Annotated in this window: 13 protein-coding genes and 1 pseudogene; 10 read left to right on the plus strand and 4 right to left on the minus strand. The window is 62.9% G+C overall.

The genetic code is table 11. The features are described from left to right. The first annotated feature begins 44 nt into the window (after positions 1 to 44). The 3 genes from RHOSA_RS24490 (at position 45) to RHOSA_RS0118570 (ending at position 3,735) form a co-directional block, all read left to right on the plus strand. Positions 45 to 911: a dienelactone hydrolase family protein gene (locus tag RHOSA_RS24490; protein WP_169816657.1), complete on the plus strand. Its 867-nt coding sequence runs from the start codon at positions 45 to 47 to the stop codon at positions 909 to 911. 210 nt (positions 912 to 1,121) lie between these two features. Further along, a complete protein-coding gene (locus RHOSA_RS25305; RefSeq protein WP_156092828.1) occupies positions 1,122 to 1,319 on the plus strand; it encodes a hypothetical protein in 198 nt (65 codons plus the stop codon). After that, positions 1,291 to 3,735, plus strand: a complete 2,445-nt coding sequence (locus RHOSA_RS0118570) for an AAA family ATPase (protein WP_027289846.1) — start codon at positions 1,291 to 1,293, stop codon at positions 3,733 to 3,735. The genes RHOSA_RS25305 and RHOSA_RS0118570 overlap by 29 nt, the downstream gene beginning before the upstream one ends. Before the next feature lie 520 nt (positions 3,736 to 4,255). On the opposite strand, the gene RHOSA_RS0118575 is transcribed toward RHOSA_RS0118570, so the two are convergent. Together RHOSA_RS0118575 and RHOSA_RS0118580 are read right to left on the minus strand one after the other, a co-directional pair. Beyond that, positions 4,256 to 4,600, minus strand: coding sequence for a hypothetical protein (locus RHOSA_RS0118575; RefSeq protein ID WP_027289847.1), 345 nt, complete (start codon positions 4,598 to 4,600; stop codon positions 4,256 to 4,258). Beyond that, positions 4,597 to 5,733, minus strand: coding sequence for an IS5 family transposase (locus RHOSA_RS0118580; RefSeq protein ID WP_027289848.1), 1,137 nt, complete (start codon positions 5,731 to 5,733; stop codon positions 4,597 to 4,599). Before RHOSA_RS0118580 ends, RHOSA_RS0118575 begins: the two co-directional genes overlap by 4 nt. Before the next feature lie 224 nt (positions 5,734 to 5,957). Between RHOSA_RS0118580 and RHOSA_RS23620 the strand changes: the two genes are divergently transcribed. The 5 genes and pseudogenes from RHOSA_RS23620 (at position 5,958) to RHOSA_RS0118600 (ending at position 10,930) form a co-directional block, all read left to right on the plus strand. Then, positions 5,958 to 6,797: a tyrosine-type recombinase/integrase gene (locus RHOSA_RS23620; RefSeq protein ID WP_437123678.1), complete on the plus strand. Its 840-nt coding sequence runs from the start codon at positions 5,958 to 5,960 to the stop codon at positions 6,795 to 6,797. Positions 6,798 to 6,816: 19 nt separating this feature from the next. Then, positions 6,817 to 8,004 carry an IS91 family transposase gene (locus RHOSA_RS23625; RefSeq protein ID WP_051432333.1) on the plus strand — a complete coding sequence of 396 codons (1,188 nt, stop codon included), beginning with the start codon at positions 6,817 to 6,819 and terminating at the stop codon, positions 8,002 to 8,004. A 413-nt stretch (positions 8,005 to 8,417) separates the two neighbouring features. Next, positions 8,418 to 8,627, plus strand: a pseudogene (locus RHOSA_RS24920) (transposase); the annotation flags it as partial. A 2-nt stretch (positions 8,628 to 8,629) separates the two neighbouring features. Next, positions 8,630 to 9,349: an adenylyl-sulfate kinase gene (gene cysC, locus RHOSA_RS23630; protein ID WP_437123689.1), complete on the plus strand. Its 720-nt coding sequence runs from the start codon at positions 8,630 to 8,632 to the stop codon at positions 9,347 to 9,349. 549 nt (positions 9,350 to 9,898) lie between these two features. Further along, complete coding sequence (locus RHOSA_RS0118600) at positions 9,899 to 10,930, plus strand: site-specific integrase (protein ID WP_027289849.1); 1,032 nt, start codon at positions 9,899 to 9,901, stop codon at positions 10,928 to 10,930. Between the two features lie 278 nt (positions 10,931 to 11,208). On the opposite strand, the gene RHOSA_RS24925 is transcribed toward RHOSA_RS0118600, so the two are convergent. Next, positions 11,209 to 12,269 (minus strand): IS630 family transposase gene (locus RHOSA_RS24925; RefSeq protein ID WP_437123679.1). Its coding sequence is split into 2 segments (ribosomal slippage): positions 11,209 to 11,772 and positions 11,775 to 12,269, totalling 1,059 coding nucleotides; the frame shifts between segments, so codons are not numbered across the junction. Between the two features lie 102 nt (positions 12,270 to 12,371). On the opposite strand from RHOSA_RS24925, the gene RHOSA_RS0118615 reads away from it, so the two are divergent. Beyond that, positions 12,372 to 13,409 carry an IS110 family RNA-guided transposase gene (locus tag RHOSA_RS0118615; RefSeq protein ID WP_027289852.1) on the plus strand — a complete coding sequence of 346 codons (1,038 nt, stop codon included), beginning with the start codon at positions 12,372 to 12,374 and terminating at the stop codon, positions 13,407 to 13,409. 373 nt (positions 13,410 to 13,782) lie between these two features. On the opposite strand, the gene RHOSA_RS0118620 is transcribed toward RHOSA_RS0118615, so the two are convergent. Beyond that, entirely contained in the window at positions 13,783 to 15,201 is a 1,419-nt protein-coding gene (locus tag RHOSA_RS0118620) for an aldehyde dehydrogenase family protein (protein WP_027289853.1), read from the minus strand. 289 nt (positions 15,202 to 15,490) lie between these two features. Here RHOSA_RS0118620 and RHOSA_RS23635 point away from each other — a divergent pair, with 289 nt between their 5' ends. Then, a complete protein-coding gene (locus RHOSA_RS23635; protein ID WP_051432334.1) occupies positions 15,491 to 16,132 on the plus strand; it encodes a TetR/AcrR family transcriptional regulator in 642 nt (213 codons plus the stop codon). The last annotated feature ends 150 nt before the right edge of the window (positions 16,133 to 16,282 follow it).

Here is a 16,282-nt window from a genome sequence, read left to right on the forward strand (position 1 = left end):
TTCTGGCAGCCGTCTATGGGGGGGGATCGCTGATGAAGGGCGCGATGCCCGCAAAACTTGTTCTCACCGTCTCTCTTTTGGCGTTCGGGCTCACCAGTTGCGCAGGCGTCGGTCAGGTCGATCAGCGGATCCCGCGCGAGGTCGCCGGCCAGACCTACGGCGACGCCCCGGACGCCCTGCCCGTTCGCACCTGGGGCTTCCCGGATCAACCGGCCGATGGCGCTGGCGAGAAGCGACCCGCGGCGATCCTGCTCCACGGCTGCAGCGGCTGGTACGGCGACCGGATCCCGGACTGGGGCGAGCGGCTCTCCGAGGCCGGCTGGGTCGCCGTTGCGGTCGACAGTCATGCCGTTCGCGGCGCACCGGACTGCGACTTCGATCATCCGGCCTATCCGAGCAACCTCGAGCGGCGCATCGACGCCTACGCGGCCCTGAGTTGGTTGAGCCAGAAACCCTTCGTCGATGCAAGCCGTGTCGCCGCGATCGGGTTTTCCGACGGCGGCCGCACGGCGCTGGACGTGGTCTCCGGCGATACCCGGCAGTATTTCTTCGGCGACCGGCCGGATGCGCCGCGGTTCGCCGCGAGCGTGGCCTACTACCCGGGTTGCGACAGCTGGACCCGGCCGCAGCTGGCCGCGCCGACGCAGATCATCGTGGGCGCCGAAGACGACTGGACGCCAGCGCCGCCTTGCCGTCACTGGCGAGATATTCCGGCTGGCGACACGACGGTCGAGGTGCACATCATCGAGAACGCCACGCACGGCTTCAACCTGCATACCTGGGAGGGTCACCGGCTGGGCCCGCGGACGTACGACGGCCATCGCCTGATCCCGAACGGCCAGGCGGAGGCCAAGGCGGAAACCTACGCGACGGATTTCCTGACCGAGCATGTGGCGCCGGTTGAGCCGTGACGGTCAGATGTGATCGGGCACCTCCTGGTCGCTGTCTAAGCCTTACCGCGCTTTCGAACGTCGTCGGCCGCTTCGCTCTTTCCCTTCAACAGGAGTCTTTTTCACCGTGATGATGCGCCTGAGGCGTAGCATCTCGGTAGACGGCACTCCCTGCGTGCGTATTCTGCCCGCATAGCCGTTCCGATTCTGTCATCAAGGAGGATCAGCATCATGGCGGCGCAAGACACGCTTGAAGCCTTCGAGAGCGATGAAACCGACCCTATCAAATTGGCCCTATTAACTCGGTTTCGCGAAATGTTGAAGGACTCTGATATACCGACTGACACGTATTCGCAGCGCCTTCGCGAAACACTTGAACAATACATTGAAGAGAATTCACATGCGCCTGATACGCCTGAAAGCCCGTAATTTCCGGGGTATCGGAGATACCGGCTTCGATATAAACGTGGCTGACGAACTCGTCCTATTTTACGGCCCGAACGGCTACGGTAAGACAAGCATTACTGAGGCAATTGAATGGTTGTTCTACGGGGAAACCAAGCGACGTAAGCACGGCGAGCAGTATTGGGCGACTGAATATCAAAACACATACCGCAATGCTCACGACGGCTTCCCGGTACACGTCGAGGCCGATGTACGTTTCGAAAATGGGGAGACGTTCCGTCTCGCCCGAACGATGGATGGCAACGCCAGCAGTGAGGCCGGTCAGACCTTCGTTAACGATCAAGAAGCCCTTTTCAGCAGCATCGGATTAACGCCGAACGAAGCATCGTATCCGGTCGTAGCCCAACACGGCTTACAAACGTTCATCCATACACGCCCCAAGGACCGCCGCGATGCGATCGCAGCCGCTCTAGGCCTGGATGATCTGATCGCTTTTCGGACGGCCCTGGAAGGTGCACGTCGCTCCTACGCGAATTCGCCGCCGCGCGAACTCGTTCAAGCGCGTCAAAAGGTTACCGAACTCGGCAACGAGCTGGAGCAAACTGATATTGCCATCGACGTCGCGAAAAAATGGCAAAAAGGGAAGGCGGACGAACGTGATATCGATGCAATCAGGGCCGTTGCGCAGCGACTTACGGGCTGCGGTGCTGAGGATCTGAACACACTCCTTGATGCCCTTCGCGAACGTAGACGTGATGTTGGCAAGTCGGTTTTTGACCCGACGCGGCTCTCGCTTCGGGAACACCCAGGGCGCGGAATCGAGGAAATAGAGAAGGCCCAGCAAAAGGTCACCGAACAGCTGGACGCCCTTGCTCGGACGCTCGATGGCCTCATCACGAAAGCGGCGTCGGCCTACTCAACCGCGTACCTCAAGTTCTGGACAGAAGGTTTACGGCTGGCCGATGGGTCGACGACGTGCCCGATGTGCGAACACGATACCCTTCAGCCAGATCGTCAGGATGAACTGCGGCGCCGAATTGCGGAAAGCCAGAAAGCGCTCGAGCTTGACGCAGGCCTCCGTCAGGCAGTGCAAGAACTGAGCGAAGCCCTCCAGACACTGGAGCAAGCTGCGACGGAGATCGGTCCCGCGCCTCCGGACCCCGAGGAAAAACCGCTTCTTCGTTCGCTTTTCGATCCGGGCTCGCAGGAGGTCGAGGCGTTCTTGCATGCCTACGATCAACTCCATGACGCCAGGCGTGAGATGAACCAAGCTGGCCGAGCCGTCCAAGAGATGGTGGATAGCCTCCCTGCCAGACTTGGGACCACGGGCGCGGACTTTGCCGCAATAAAAGAGGCATACCGGGGCGCCCACGCGGCCCTGAAGCAGCATCTGACAACCTACCTCGGTGCGCTAAAGTCATACTACGAGGTGTGGGCCGACTTCTCACAAGCTCTCGATAAGCGGATCGCAACTGGTCTGGAGATCCGACGCGTCGACGCTGTCGGGAGAGCGTTAAGGTCTTCAGATGAAGTGCGGCGTATACGCGTCTCCGACCAAGCCCTGAACTCGGCCGGCGAGTTGCTGCAACGTGTCGAGAAAACGTTGCAAACCAGCCAACGCGAAAGGTTGGATTCAAGAGGAGCTGAGGTCCGGAATCTCTACGATATGCTGAACCCCGGCGCCGATGTTGGATTTGAGACAATGGAGCCGGGCACCAATAAGCTCAACCTCCACGCCCGGTCCTTCGGAAAACGAATGCCAGCGGCGCCCAATCTAAGCCAGTGTCAATTGAACTGCTTGGGCTTGGCCGTCTGGTTAATGCGGGCAACGACGCCGACATCACCATTCGGGTTTATCGTTCTCGACGATCCCGTCCAATCCATGGACGACGAGCACTACGAGGCATTGTTATCTGAACTTATCCCATGCCTTTTGGATCAGTATGGGAAGCAGGTTATTATCTTGTCTCACTTTCAGAACCTCGTTGAACGGACACGAAGTCTTAACCCCGCTCGTGAAAGCCGAGTCTATAATATCGAGCAATATGGCATCCACGGACCCGAAATCGTGGAACAGGCAGCCATCAAGCAAAGGCTTTCAAGCATTAAACACCTGGTCAAAGGTAACCAACATAACCGTGACATGGCGGTGGATCGTCTTCGCGTTCTCGTCGAGACGTTCATTCGCGAGCTTTACGTACAGAAATGTGGCGGCCCCACCCCGGCAGAATACGACCGGGCAACAGCACGTCAGCTTCTTCAACTTTTTCAGAACATACCTGGCACCACACCGAAAGAACATAACCTTCTGAGTGACACGGTCGGTTTTGCCGACCCGGCGCATCACACGGACCAAAAATACACGACCCCGAGCAAAGAACGCATTCAGCCGCACATCAGCCGGCTAGAACAACTCATGCGAACCCACGGCTTGCTGTAAAAGGTAATGTCCAACGATGTTTGTCGTGCCCTCACCATGCTGACCGATTAAGCCGCCATCTGGAGCTATTCGAGGCATGGCGAACACAGGAGCTCCGTCCCCCGTGATTTATCGATAAATCAAATTCGCCCTGATCTATACGTAACGCCAAGCCTGATAGGCACCCCGATGCTTTTTGTGATAGTGCGCCATGGGATAAGCTGGAAGCTATCACACGTAATATCTTTGACGATTTGTTGGTGAATATCGAGGACATCCTGAGCCATCAGAACTAGACGCGACGAGTCACCACTTGTCGCCACCCCCATGCCCGGCGGCACAAAGGCATCACCATTGATGATAACGTAACTTGAAATACCTTTCTTTCATAGCTTTAGCTAATCAGCGTCCGACTTCGGCATTCCGGGTTGAGCGCCCTTCATTCTATTTGGCTGTAGTTCGGCCGGCTTTTCCCGGTATAGGATCGAGAGGAGGTTTTGATTTGCCCATGGGGACCGGCCATGCCCGTGAGGCAACACATCTAGCAGGCTGCTGAAGAAATCTCGCGTTGGGCGGTAAGGGTGGGCTCGTCGCCGTCGACGAAGTGGATTTCGATCTCCAACGTGCCATCGTCGGTGATCTCTGCGTTCCCGTCGCCCCAGACCTCGTCACCCTCGTCGAAGCCTGCGAACCGGAAGAACACGATCTGGCGGCCGTACTCGACGTCCAGGTCGAGGTGCACGGCCCCGAATTCCATCTCGCCGTGGCCGGCATCGTCGAGGGTGAAGTGCGCCGGGTTGGCGAGGTCCAGGAAGTCCCGGTTCCACATGTCGGAGCCGGTGATCCGCCAGCGGCCGACCACCTCGCAATGCACCGGATCGGTCATGCCGCGCCCCCGATCAGCTTGGGCAAGCGCACCAGGTTGTAGGCGGTCGCAGCGAGCGTGACCTGCGCCCCGACACGGTTCAGGCCGCGATGGCGGACCTGATGCAGACCGCCGGCGCTCTTGGCCCAGCCGAAGACCTCCTCGATGCGTTTGCGCACGCGCTGGCTGACCGTATAGCCGGGATGGCGGGTGGTTCGTCGATCGATCGCGGAGCGTCGTCGGGCCTTGTCGGTGACGTAGCTGTTCTGGGCGACGTGCGGGGTGATGCCCATCTCCCGCAGTTCCATGACGAAGTCGCCCGTGTCGAAGCCCTTGTCGGCGGCCAGCGTCTGGCCGGCGCGTGTCGGTAAGTCGGCGACCATCTCCAGGGCCGCCATCCGCTCGGCCGATCCGTGAGCCCGGGTCGTCCGCGTGCTGACGACCAGGCCATTGCAGTTCTCCATGAGCACGTGCCCCATGTAGGCGAGCCGCGCCTCCTTGCCCGGTCCCTTGCGGAACAACCGGGCGTCCGGGTCCGTGGTCGATGCGTGGGTCTGGTTGGACCGCCGTTCGCCCCGGAAGTTGCGCGACGGGTTCCGGCCCTGGTCCCGGTTGGAACCTCCAGAGCTTTGGTCGTCGTCATCGCCGCTGCCGCCACCCTGACCCTCGCGCGGGTGGAAGCTTTTCATTGAGGCCCAGGCGTCGATTAGGCTGCCGTCCACCGAGAAGTGCTCCCCGCTCAACAGCGGCTTGACCTTGGGATGGTCGAGCACGGCGTTAAGCAGGCGCTCGGCAACGTCACTCTCGAACAGGCGGTCCCGGTTCTTGGCGTAAACCGTCGAATGCCAGACCGGATCGTCGATCCCGAGCCCGACGAACCAGCGGAACAGCAGGTCAAACTCCAGCCGCTCCATCATCTGCCGCTCAGAGCGCAGACCGTGCAGGATCTGCAGCAGCAGCGCGCGCAAGAGCCGCTCCGGTGGAATGCTCGGGCGGCCGCGCTTGCTGTAGATCTCGGAAAAGGTCGGCGACAGCTCTTGGAGCGCGTCATCGACGACCGTTCGGATCACCCGCAGCGGATGATCCGGCGGGACACGCTGCTCCAGGTCCACGTAGCTGAACAGGCTTCCGGAACGGCGGTCATCCCCGCGCAACTCGCTACCTCCATGACCGTGATGCCAGCACAGAATCATGGCCGGAGGAGCCGCGTCAGCCCGGATTTTTCAGCAGCCTGCTAGAGCGTTTCAGTGATTGATTGAATCGAGAGGGATTGAACGAACCCGCTATCGCTGGGGTTAGCGGATAACATGTGCGAGCGGGTCTCCTGCCTGAGACGATGGGGTTGCCTACCACCACCTCTCAGGACAGGAGTCCCCAGATGGCTGAACTCAGCCCTCTGCGCCGGCGCATGATCGAGGACATGACGGTCCGCAATCTCGCGCCAACCACGCAGCGATCCTACATCTCCGCGGTCGCTCGGTTCAGCCGATTTTTTGGCCGATCGCCGGATCGTCTGGATCTCGACGATGTCCGGAGCTTCCAGGTTCATCTGGTCAGCCAGGGTGTGTCTTGGGGCAATCTCAATCAGACCGTTGCGGCGCTGCGCTTTTTCTACGGCGTCACGCTCGGACACGCTGAGGTTCCTGAGCGCATCCCTTACGCGCGGGCGCCGCGGAGTTTGCCCGAGATCCTCAGCCCGGAGGAGGTCATCCGGTTCCTCGAGGCCGTAGCCGGTTTCAAGTGCCGGATTGCGCTGGCCACAGCCTACGGTGCCGGCCTGCGCGCCTCGGAGGTCGCCACGCTCCAGATCAGCGACATCGACAGCACGCGCAAGCTGATCCGTGTCCGTCAAGGTAAAGGCGGCCGCGATCGGCACGCCATGCTGTCCGACCAGTTACTCGGTATTCTGCGGGCATACTGGCGGCTGACCCGGCCGGACCCCTGGCTGTTTCCAGGACGCGACCGCGCGACGCCGATCCATCCGACGGCATTGAACGCGGCCTGCCGCTCTGCGCGCGCCGCGGCCGGCTTGAGCAAGCGCGTCACCGTGCACACGCTGCGCCACAGCTTCGCGACGCATCTGCTGGAGGCCGGCACCGACATCCGGATCATCCAGGTGCTGCTCGGCCACAGTCATCTCAGCACGACCGCCCCTATACCCAGGTCGCCCGCACCACGATCCAGCAGACGCAGAGCCCGCTGGACCGGCTTGAGCTGATGATCGCGCCGTCGGGCTGATGCCCGTGACGACCTCGGTCGAGGTCGCTGACGTCTTTCGAGCGGCGGCGGACTGGCGCGTGGCCAACGACCAGCACCTCAGCCGCGATCAGCGCCGGGTCTACGGTGCCGTACGCGCTTGCCGGACCGCGGCCCTCGGCGGCCACAGCGAGCGCTGCGGCAGCTGCGGCTACAGCCGGATCGCCTACAACTCCTGCCGCAACCGGCACTGCCCCAAGTGTCAGGGCGCCGCGCGTCGGCAATGGCTGGCCGACCGCCAGGCCGAACTCCTGCCGGTCGCGTACTTCCACGTCGTATTCACCCTGCCGCCCGCGCTCGCCGCGATCGCCCTGCAGAACAAGGCGGCCGTCTACGGCGCCCTGTTCCAGGCCGCGACCGAGACGTTGCGCACCATCGCCGCCGACCCCCGTCACCTCGGCGCCGAGATCGGCGGCGTCGCGGTCCTGCACACCTGGGGCCAGAACCTGCAGCATCATCCGCATCTGCATTGTATTGTGCCCGGCGGCGGGCCGAGCCCGTGCGGGACCCGCTGGATCGCCTGCCGTCCCGGCTTCTTCCTGCCGGTGCGCGTCCTGGGCGCGGTCTTCCGGCGCCTGTTCCTGGCGCGGCTTCGGGCTCTGCATGCCGCCGATGAACTCGCGTTCTTCGGCAACCTCGCGCCGCTCGCCGCTGCCGCCGCCTTCCGCGACCATCTGGCCCCGCTCCGCCAGCAGGCCTGGGTGGTCTACGCCAAGCCCCCATTCGGCGGGCCCGAGCAGGTGCTGGCCTACCTCGGCCGCTACACCCACCGCGTCGCGATCACCAACCATCGCCTGGTCGCCCTACAGGACGGACGGGTGAGCTTCCGTTGGAAAGACTACCGCCACCACGACAAGATCAAAGTCATGCATCTCGACGCCGGGGAGTTCACCCGGCGCTTCCTGATGCACACCCTACCGAGCGGTTTTCATCGGATCCGGCACTTCGGTCTGCTCGCCAACGGTCACCGCGCCGCCAAGCTGCGCCAGTGCCGCGATCTCCTCGCCGTGGCGGCGACATCCATCACAGACACGCGCACCACCGGGACCACGGACATAGAGGTTCCAGCGCACACCGTCTGTCCGCACTGCAACGGGCCGATGGCCTTCGATGCCCTGGTCCCCGCGACACCAGAGCCGGCCGAGATCGTCGGGCTGGACAGTTCGTGACCGCACGACCCGACGCCACCTCTCATCACCAACGAGATCAGCAGCCGTCGACGACGGGTGTCTCAGCGTGGGCAATCCTCAGAGGGGCGCACCGAGCTCCGCTCACTCGGACCGGACGACTCGCTGCCATACGCCCTCGCTGCCCACTCGGCTCGGCCGCTGACCGTGTCAGCTACCCGACCGACCACGCTCGGCACCGCCATGCCGACCGCCCTTCTCTGCGCCCCGAGCCGGCGTCGACACAATCCCCATAGACCCGCCTCGCTGCCCGCGGGCCCGTTCAATCCACGTTCACGAGCGGTCCGGCGAAAGCCGTCCCGCCCCGGCAAACTGCCGTTCCCGGACCCTCGAGAACGCTCCAGATTCCCTTTGAGGTGGCGGTATGATTCCTGGCCTCCGAAAGGAGACCGATTATGGACCAGGGCTGTTTTTGGCTGAGTGACGAGCAGTTTGCGCGGCTTGAACCTCACTTGCCGCGGGATACGCGGGGTAAGCCGCGGGTGGACGACCGGCGGGTGATCAGCGGGATCATCCATGTGCTGATCTCCGGCTGCCGCTGGAAGGACGCGCCCGCCGTCTACGGGCCGCGCAAGACCTTGTACAACCGGTTCCAGCGGTGGTCGACCTGGAATTCGACCGGCCGGTGCCGTTCGACCCGTACGCGGAGAACCCGGCGACCGGGTCGTTCATCGTGATCGACCGGATGACCAACGCCACCGTGGGCGCGGGGATGATCGACTACGCGCTCAGGCGGGCGACCAACGTGCACTGGCACGACACCAAGGTGGACAAGGCGGTGCGCGCGCAGGCGAAGGCGCAGCGGCCGTGCGTGCTCTGGTTCACCGGGCTGTCGGGGGCGGGCAAGTCGGTGGTCTCCGACCTGGTGGAGCAGCGCCTGGCGGGGATGGGCAAGCACACGATGATGCTGGACGGCGACAACGTCCGGCACGGGCTGAACCGGGACCTGGGCTTTACCGACGAGGACCGGGTGGAGAACATCCGCCGGGTGGCGGAGGTGTCCCGGCTGCTGACCGACGCCGGTCTGATCACGCTGGTGTCGTTCATCTCGCCGTTCCGCAGCGAACGGCGGATGGCGCGCGACATGCTGCCCGAGGGCGAGTTCCTGGAGGTGTTCGTCGACGCGCCGCTGGAGGTGTGCGAGCAGCGCGATCCCAAGGGGCTGTACAAGAAGGCGCGGGCCGGGGAGCTCCCGAACTTCACCGGCATCGGCTCCAGCTACGAGCCGCCCGAGGCCCCGGAGCTGCACCTGCGCTCCGACCAGGCCAGCCCCGACGCCCTCGCCCAGCAGGTCATCGCCCTGCTCGAAGCGCGGGGGATGTTGTAGGTCGAGGCAAGAGGATCGTTTGCGTTGGTTGGGTGAGCCACAACGGGCCGTGAGCCGACCGGCGACTACCGATTGCGGGTGACAGGACCGTGACCGCTGGTCCATGCGGTGTCTGATGGCGCTTGCGGGTCGGGCGCGTCGGCGAGGATCCCGGTGCGATGGAGTAACGTGCCGAGATTGCTGGAAGAAATCTCACCGATCCGAGCGTCCCGGCCCAGGTGTAAGGCAAGGTCGGCCCGTCGCTCCCCGGCCTGGAGGCGTTGCTGGATTTCCAGGCGGCGCGCGTCCAGGGCTCGTCGCCGACCTGATCTGCGGTCGTGCTGCCTAGGCTCGGGTAAGTTTCGGGCCAGGATCTGAATAGCGGTATAGAGGCTCATATGGGGGCGCTGAGGCATGGCGCCAGGCTCCGTCTGTCCTGCTCGGCCGCGGAAGTGTCGCTGTTACACGATCCGACAATGTGCGGAGGAAACCGAATTTTTAGGGCGCGTTTGCCCACTGCAGGCGTTACCGCCCATCTTAAGGAACGGGATACGTTCAAAGGACGTGATCATGGCAAACATGGGTCCGCACAATACTGCTAAGACGGTTTCGCTTGCTCTCGACCGCGTCCAGATACCGATCGACGATACCACCTATCGGGTCTACTACCATATCGTTCGTCGTCTCGCCGAAGGCGGGGCTGACGGACCGCCGAGCGGACTCGCTCAGAAAACCTACGATCAATACGTCAGCGCGCTGACTTATGTCGCCGGACATCTCGTCGAGCGCCTTTGGGAGCGGGTTGAAAGTTGCGACCGACAATTCACGGCCAGCGAACTGGAGCTGATTGCGGCGTCCGAGCGGATCCTCCAGGCCTACGAGCCCTCTGGCGAGTTGCGCGCTGTTGCCGAGCCTCATCATGGGCGTGTTGGCCCGAACCCGGATCGGCCGAAAAGGAATGCAGCGCCGACCGAGGGGGCCTATCGCGCCGCCGCCGCGCGGATGCGGCGGTCGCCGCGTTATCGGGACAACGGCTTCTTTCGGGTCAGCCGAGATCATACCGTAGCCCCCGACGCAATCGCGCTTTGTCTGATCACAGGCGTGCGCAATCGCGAGTTGGCGAATGGCGTTACGGTTCGCGAGCCACCTTACTGGCGAGGAACGATCGAGATCGGCATCAGCGGCGCCAAAGTATCGCCAGCCCATGGGCGGGGGATCCCACACCGCACTCTGATATTCGATCCACCTTGCGATCCCGATACCCCGCTGGGCTATCTGGCCAGCCGGCTCGCCGTTGAAGGTCCACATACCGTGTGCATTGGCGAGGGCAGCCTGCGCTCGGCGGTCACCCAGGCTGCGTTTGCAACGTTCCGAACGCCGCTCGCGAACCGAATCACGCCCTATGTGCTGCGCCATCTGGCAGCGGGCCGGCTGCGGAAGCGCACGGACAAACGCACTGTCATGCGCGCGCTCGGTCACCAAGGTCAACGCTCCCTCTACGCGTATTACAATGGTGATGACGCTGGGCCTCTCCCGCTAGCTGTCTACGCGCAAGAGCTCGAGCCAGGGCTAGACTTTGATCCCGTGGGCCCCGCGCTCTGAGATCGGCCTGCTGATGCTTAGAGATATTGCCAAGTATACGGAACGCAACTGGCTCATGTGTCCGCTATTTCTCAGGTCATTGGGCGGCGCCAAGCCATTTCTTCAGTCAAGTCTGATAGAGCGAAATGGAGGTCTGCCACGGCTGCGGAGCGGGATTCCGACGTCCGGCGGGTCACCGCACCGTGCCTTGCTGCGGCATGGGGCTCCCAGCCGTCCGCGGTCTGACACCGATCCATGGCAGTCGGCTTCATTCTTGGAGTCATACCAACGCGCGTTGATCACGACCGATGGGCCCAATCGCGCAGGCCGATGGACATGATGGTCCAGGGCTGATCGGCGAGGCGCTTCCACGCGTCGGCGCAGTGGTCGAGGATGTTCTTGTAGGAGGTGAACACGCGGTTGGAGAGCCAGTTGTCGCGCATGTACTGCCAGACGTTCTCCACCGGGTTCAGCTCCGGGCTGCGCGGCGGCAGCGGCAATAGGCTGATGTTGGCCGGGATGTTGAGGTCCTTGGCCTTGTGCCAGCCGGCTTGATCCAGCAGCACGATGGCATGGGCACCGGGATCGACGACTTCGGCGATCTCCGCCAAGTGGAGGTTCATCGCCGCGGTGTCGCAGCGGGGTAGGACCAGGCCGGCGGCCTTACCGAGAGCCGGACAGATCGCACCGAAAATGTAGGCCGAGCGGGTGCGCTGGTCATGCGGAGCGCGGGGTCGGGTGCCTTTGCGCGCCCAGCGGCGGGTGATCTTGTTCTTCTGGCCGACTCTGGCCTCATCCTGGAACCAGACCTCGATCATCTTGCCGCGCGCGAACCTCTTGGCGATCGCATCCATCTCGGCGAAGAATTTTTTTTGAAGGTCTCGGCGGCTTGCGGGTCCTGAGCGTAGTGGCGCGGACGCGCCGACAGCTTGCGCATGCCCATCTCGTTGAGGATCCGACCGAGCGCCTGGCGACTGATCGAGATCCGGTACTCGTCCCAGACCCACTGGACGAGGTCGACCAAGCGCCACCGGACCACGCCGTGGATCGCCGGTGTCGGGCCTTCCTCGACGATCTCCTTGAGCGCCTCGCGCTGCTCGGTCGTCAGCTTGGGCGTCTGGCCTGGCGCCTTTCCGTCGATCAGGCCCGATGGACCGTTGGCGTTGAAGGCCAGCACCCAGTCGCGCACCGTCTGCACCCCGACCCCGCCAATCCGCGCGGCCTCGCCGCGCGATGCGCCGTCGTAGATTGCCGCCAAGGCGAGCAACCGCCGCGTTTGGGCGGCATCCTTCGCCTGTTTGGCGGCCTTTCTCACATCATCCGCTGTGTAGTCGTCCCGAAGCCGAACCGGCGCTGCCATGGCAAACCTCCCCAGTTTGCCATCTTATGGGATGGCCCGCCCCCTCCCGCCCGTAAGCGGTAAGATACGGGTGCGTGAAACCGTCTTTCAGGGAGCGGACCGATGGAGATTGTCATCCTGGGCGTGGATCTGGGCAAGACCGATTGCAGCGTGGCCGGGCTAGACGCGTGCGGGCGGGTGGTGACGCGCCGGCGGATCAAACGCGCCAAGCTGGCCCAGTTCCTGGTCAACCTGCCGCGCTGTGTCGTGGCGATGGAGGCGTGCTGTGGCGCCCATCAGATGGGCCGGATCGCAGAAGATCATGGCCACGAAGTGCGCCTGATGCCGCCGGAATACGTCCGGCCCTACGTCAAGGCGCAGAAAAACGACGACCGGGACGCCGAGGGGATCGCCGAGGCGGCGACGCGCCCGACGATGCGGTTCGTCACCTTGAAGACCGCCGAGCAGCTCGACCTGCAGAGCCTGCACAGGCTACGCGAGCGCCTGGTCAACTCGCGTACGCGCACCATCAACCAGCTCCGGGCCTTCTTGCTGGAGCGCGGCATCGCTGTCGCCAAGAGCCCGGCCAAACTGCGTGCGGCCGTGCCAGGCATTCTCGCCAACGAGAGTAACGGCCTGCGCCCGCGCATGCGCACCATGGTCGATGAGATGATGCGCGAGGTCCGGGACCTCGACGAACGGATCGGCCGGCTCGACCGCGAGATCCTGGAGATCGGCTACGCCGACCCGGACGCACAGCGCTTGATGGCGATCCCCGGTATCGGAGCGCTTTCCGCCACGGCGATCGTGGCAGCTGTAGGCGATGCCAGTGCGTTCAAGAGCGGTCGCGATCTCGCGGCCTGGCTCGGGCTCGTCCCCAGGCAAGTCACGACCGGCGGCAAGCCGCGGCTGCTGGGCATTACCAAGCGCGGCAACAAGTACATCCGGCGCCTGCTGGTGCACGGCGCGCGCACGGCGAAGAGCGGCCTGCTGAAAAGTGAGACGCCGCGCGGGCGCTGGCTCACCGGCGTCGTTGAGCGGCGACACGGTAACGTCGCCACGGTCGCGCTGGCGCAGAAGATGGCCCGCACCGTCTGGGCGCTGCTGGCCCACGGCCGCCGCTACGACCCGGCGTACGTGCCCGCACCGCCTGTCGCGTGAGCAAGCAGCGCGGCTTAACAGAATAGGAGGCCGAAGAGCCCCTACCGATGTCTGCGAACGGAGACCACCAAGACGGACCAACAGTCGATCGGCGAACCGGTAGCCTGGTGATTCATCTGGCTTAAAAGCCGTCCATCTTATCAGGACCGGATCGCGCGAACCCCGTCTCGGCCAGGGCCGCAAGCGCCCATCACAAAGGCCGGATAGATTGCAGCAGACTGCCCTGGACCGTCAGTGAATTTTCGCCTTGCAGACCGGGGGCGGGCCATAGATTGAATCACGAAACGATTCCAGCCGGAAGACCCTTTCGAGAGTCGCGCTCAGCGGGCGCTGGTATTACGGGGCACGATCTGAGAAAATAGGTCGATCACGATCAATCGATGATAGCCTTTACTTCGAGGAATGCTTCCAGTCCGAAAATCCCCCATTCACGTCCGTTTCCGGACTGTTTGTATCCTCCGAAAGGGGCAAGAGGGGTCTGCGGTGCGCCATTAATGAAGACGCGGCCGGCCTTCATCTGATTTGCGACGCATACCGCCCTGTTACGATCCGCAGACGACACGTATCCGGCAAGGCCGTAAGTCGTATCGTTGGCGATCCTGACGGCATCGGCGTCGTCGCTATAAGCAAGGATCGAAAGTACTGGCCCGAAGATTTCCTCTCGCGCGATGGCCATGTCCGACATCACACGGCTGAATACGGTCGGCTTGATGTAATAACCGCTATCAACGCCTTCGGGGTGCCCCGGCCCGCCCGCGACAAGCTTTGCTCCGGCGTCAATGCCCGACTGGATGAACCCCTGAACACGTTCGAACTGCGCTGCGTTGGCGACTGGGCCGAGCGTTCCGGGGACATTCTCGTCTCTGCCGACAACGATTGCACTGGCGGTCTCGCCGGCCACCCGCTCGGCATCTACCAGCTGATCCTCGTGCACCAGCATTCGAGTCGGCGCGATACAGCTTTGGCCAGAATTGATGAAGGCACGGCGCACGCCGTCGGCGACCGCCGTTGCTAAGTCGGTATCGGGCAGAATGATGTTCGCCGACTTTCCGCCAAGCTCCAGGTGTACCATCTTGACCGTCTCGGCAGCCGCCTGGGTAATCGCGACGCCTGCGCGTTTCGAGCCAGTGAACGACACAAGATCGATATCAGGGTGGCTGGAAATTGCCGCCCCCACGCCAGGGCCATCGCCGAGGACCAGATTGAAGACGCCGGGGGAGATTCCCGCTGCATCGAGGATTTCTGTAAGAACCCTCGCCGATTGCGGCGAAAATTCGCTGGGCTTGAGGATGACCGTGCATCCCGCTGCAAGCGCGGGCGCAACCTTAGCGGTAACCAGCATGACCGGCCAATTCCAAGCCGTAATCAGGCCGCAGACGCCGAATGCCTCGCGCCGCACGAGACTGTCGCCAAGCCTATATTCGAAGGGATAGTCCACAAGCAGCCTGCGCGCTTCGATAAAATGATCGAGCGCCATTTGGGTCTGGTAGCCGTTAGCGAACCAGGCAGGGGTGCCGAGGTCGGCCGAAATGGCGCGCCCGATATCGGCTCGGCGGTTCTCGAATGAGTCGATAATACGATCGAAAAGAGCGATGCGGTCCTTTCTTGATGAATACTGGTAGGTTTCGAATGCGACCTTGGCCGCACGCACCGCTCGATCCACGTCGGCTGCTGAGCCAAGGGCGACCTGGCCCGTCGTCTCCTCGGTCGCGGGGTTGACGCGATCCATGGTGCGGGTCTCGACCGGATCGACCCAGCGTCCGTCAATATAGAATTTCACGCAGTCCTGCATAGCACTCACTTTCTTGTATGAAGGGCGAAACCGATCCTATTCCTCAGCTTCGCCTACTGTTCGCGTTGTAGCTGGCGGATACTTCGGCCAGGCGGTCCTCCTGTTCGACGAACCGTTCCGCGACGGCGCGGCCAATACCGGTGTTGCCGCCTGTGACGATGGTCTTGTTTCCAGATAAACGCATCACCTACTCCTAGCTTGGTTGCCGCGCCGCTGATGAGCCGTTGCAACGGGCCATTCTTCAATTTCGCTACATATTGTAGCGCAATGGAATTTTGCAAGATGTGTGATGATTGATGCGCACAAGGAGATCTGTGGGATGACGCGAGGTGTGAAGCGAACGGGACGCCGACAGGCCGGACGACCGCGCAACGAGACGTCACGCAAGGCAATCCTCGACGCGTCCTTCGAAATCCTTTTAGGCAATGGTCTGAAAGGGTTTTCGATCGATGCGGTGTCGACCCGAGCCGGCGTCCCGCGGTCGACGATCTATCGCTGGTGGCCAAGCAAGGGCCTTCTCGCCTTCGAAAGCTTTCGCGAGGCCTTTGGTGCCGAGCTACGGTTCGCCCAAAGCGAAGACTCCAAGCGTGACATGATCGAACTCGTCCGGTCGCTCGCCAGTGCATTGAGCGGAGACGCGGGTCGACTGGCGGCGTCGATCATCGCCGAAGCGCAACAGGACCCCGCCTTGCAGGCCCAGTTCCTGGAAGAGTTTTCCAATCCGCTTCGCGAACGATCGGCGTCCGTTCTGCGCAGAGGCATCGTCACCGGCAGGTTCCGGCACGATCTGGACGTCGACCGGGTAATTGACGCGTTCGTCGGCGCCACCTACCTCCGCCTGCTCTTCGGACTCGAACTGGACTTCACCTGGGCCGATGCCTTGGCCGACACCCTGCTCAGGGGATGCGTTCAGGATGACGAGACACCTTAGTTCGCATCATCACCCGATCTCTTAGAAATGGGCACCCCACCCTCACGCCATAGGTGCGTGGCGGTTCGAACGTGCCGATGTAGGGGAAACCGACCGGCCCGGTTCCAATCAGGGCCGACGCCAGAACGCGCTTATTCGTGATGTTGCGAA

It is taken from the genome of Rhodovibrio salinarum DSM 9154, assembly GCF_000515255.1.
Classification (GTDB): domain Bacteria; phylum Pseudomonadota; class Alphaproteobacteria; order Kiloniellales; family Rhodovibrionaceae; genus Rhodovibrio; species Rhodovibrio salinarum.

Coding starts and splice junctions, on each gene's coding strand:
- RHOSA_RS23635 (WP_051432334.1), top strand. CDS start 15,491: ATGATTGATGCGCACAAGGAGATCTGTGGGATGACGCGAGGTGTGAAG.
- RHOSA_RS0118615 (WP_027289852.1), top strand. CDS start 12,372: ATGGAGATTGTCATCCTGGGCGTGGATCTGGGCAAGACCGATTGCAGC.
- RHOSA_RS24490 (WP_169816657.1), top strand. CDS start 45: ATGCCCGCAAAACTTGTTCTCACCGTCTCTCTTTTGGCGTTCGGGCTC.
- RHOSA_RS25305 (WP_156092828.1), top strand. CDS start 1,122: ATGGCGGCGCAAGACACGCTTGAAGCCTTCGAGAGCGATGAAACCGAC.
- RHOSA_RS23620 (WP_437123678.1), top strand. CDS start 5,958: ATGGCTGAACTCAGCCCTCTGCGCCGGCGCATGATCGAGGACATGACG.
- RHOSA_RS0118620 (WP_027289853.1), bottom strand. CDS start 15,201: ATGCAGGACTGCGTGAAATTCTATATTGACGGACGCTGGGTCGATCCG.
- RHOSA_RS23625 (WP_051432333.1), top strand. CDS start 6,817: ATGCCCGTGACGACCTCGGTCGAGGTCGCTGACGTCTTTCGAGCGGCG.
- RHOSA_RS0118570 (WP_027289846.1), top strand. CDS start 1,291: ATGCGCCTGATACGCCTGAAAGCCCGTAATTTCCGGGGTATCGGAGAT.
- RHOSA_RS0118575 (WP_027289847.1), bottom strand. CDS start 4,600: ATGACCGATCCGGTGCATTGCGAGGTGGTCGGCCGCTGGCGGATCACC.
- RHOSA_RS0118600 (WP_027289849.1), top strand. CDS start 9,899: ATGGCAAACATGGGTCCGCACAATACTGCTAAGACGGTTTCGCTTGCT.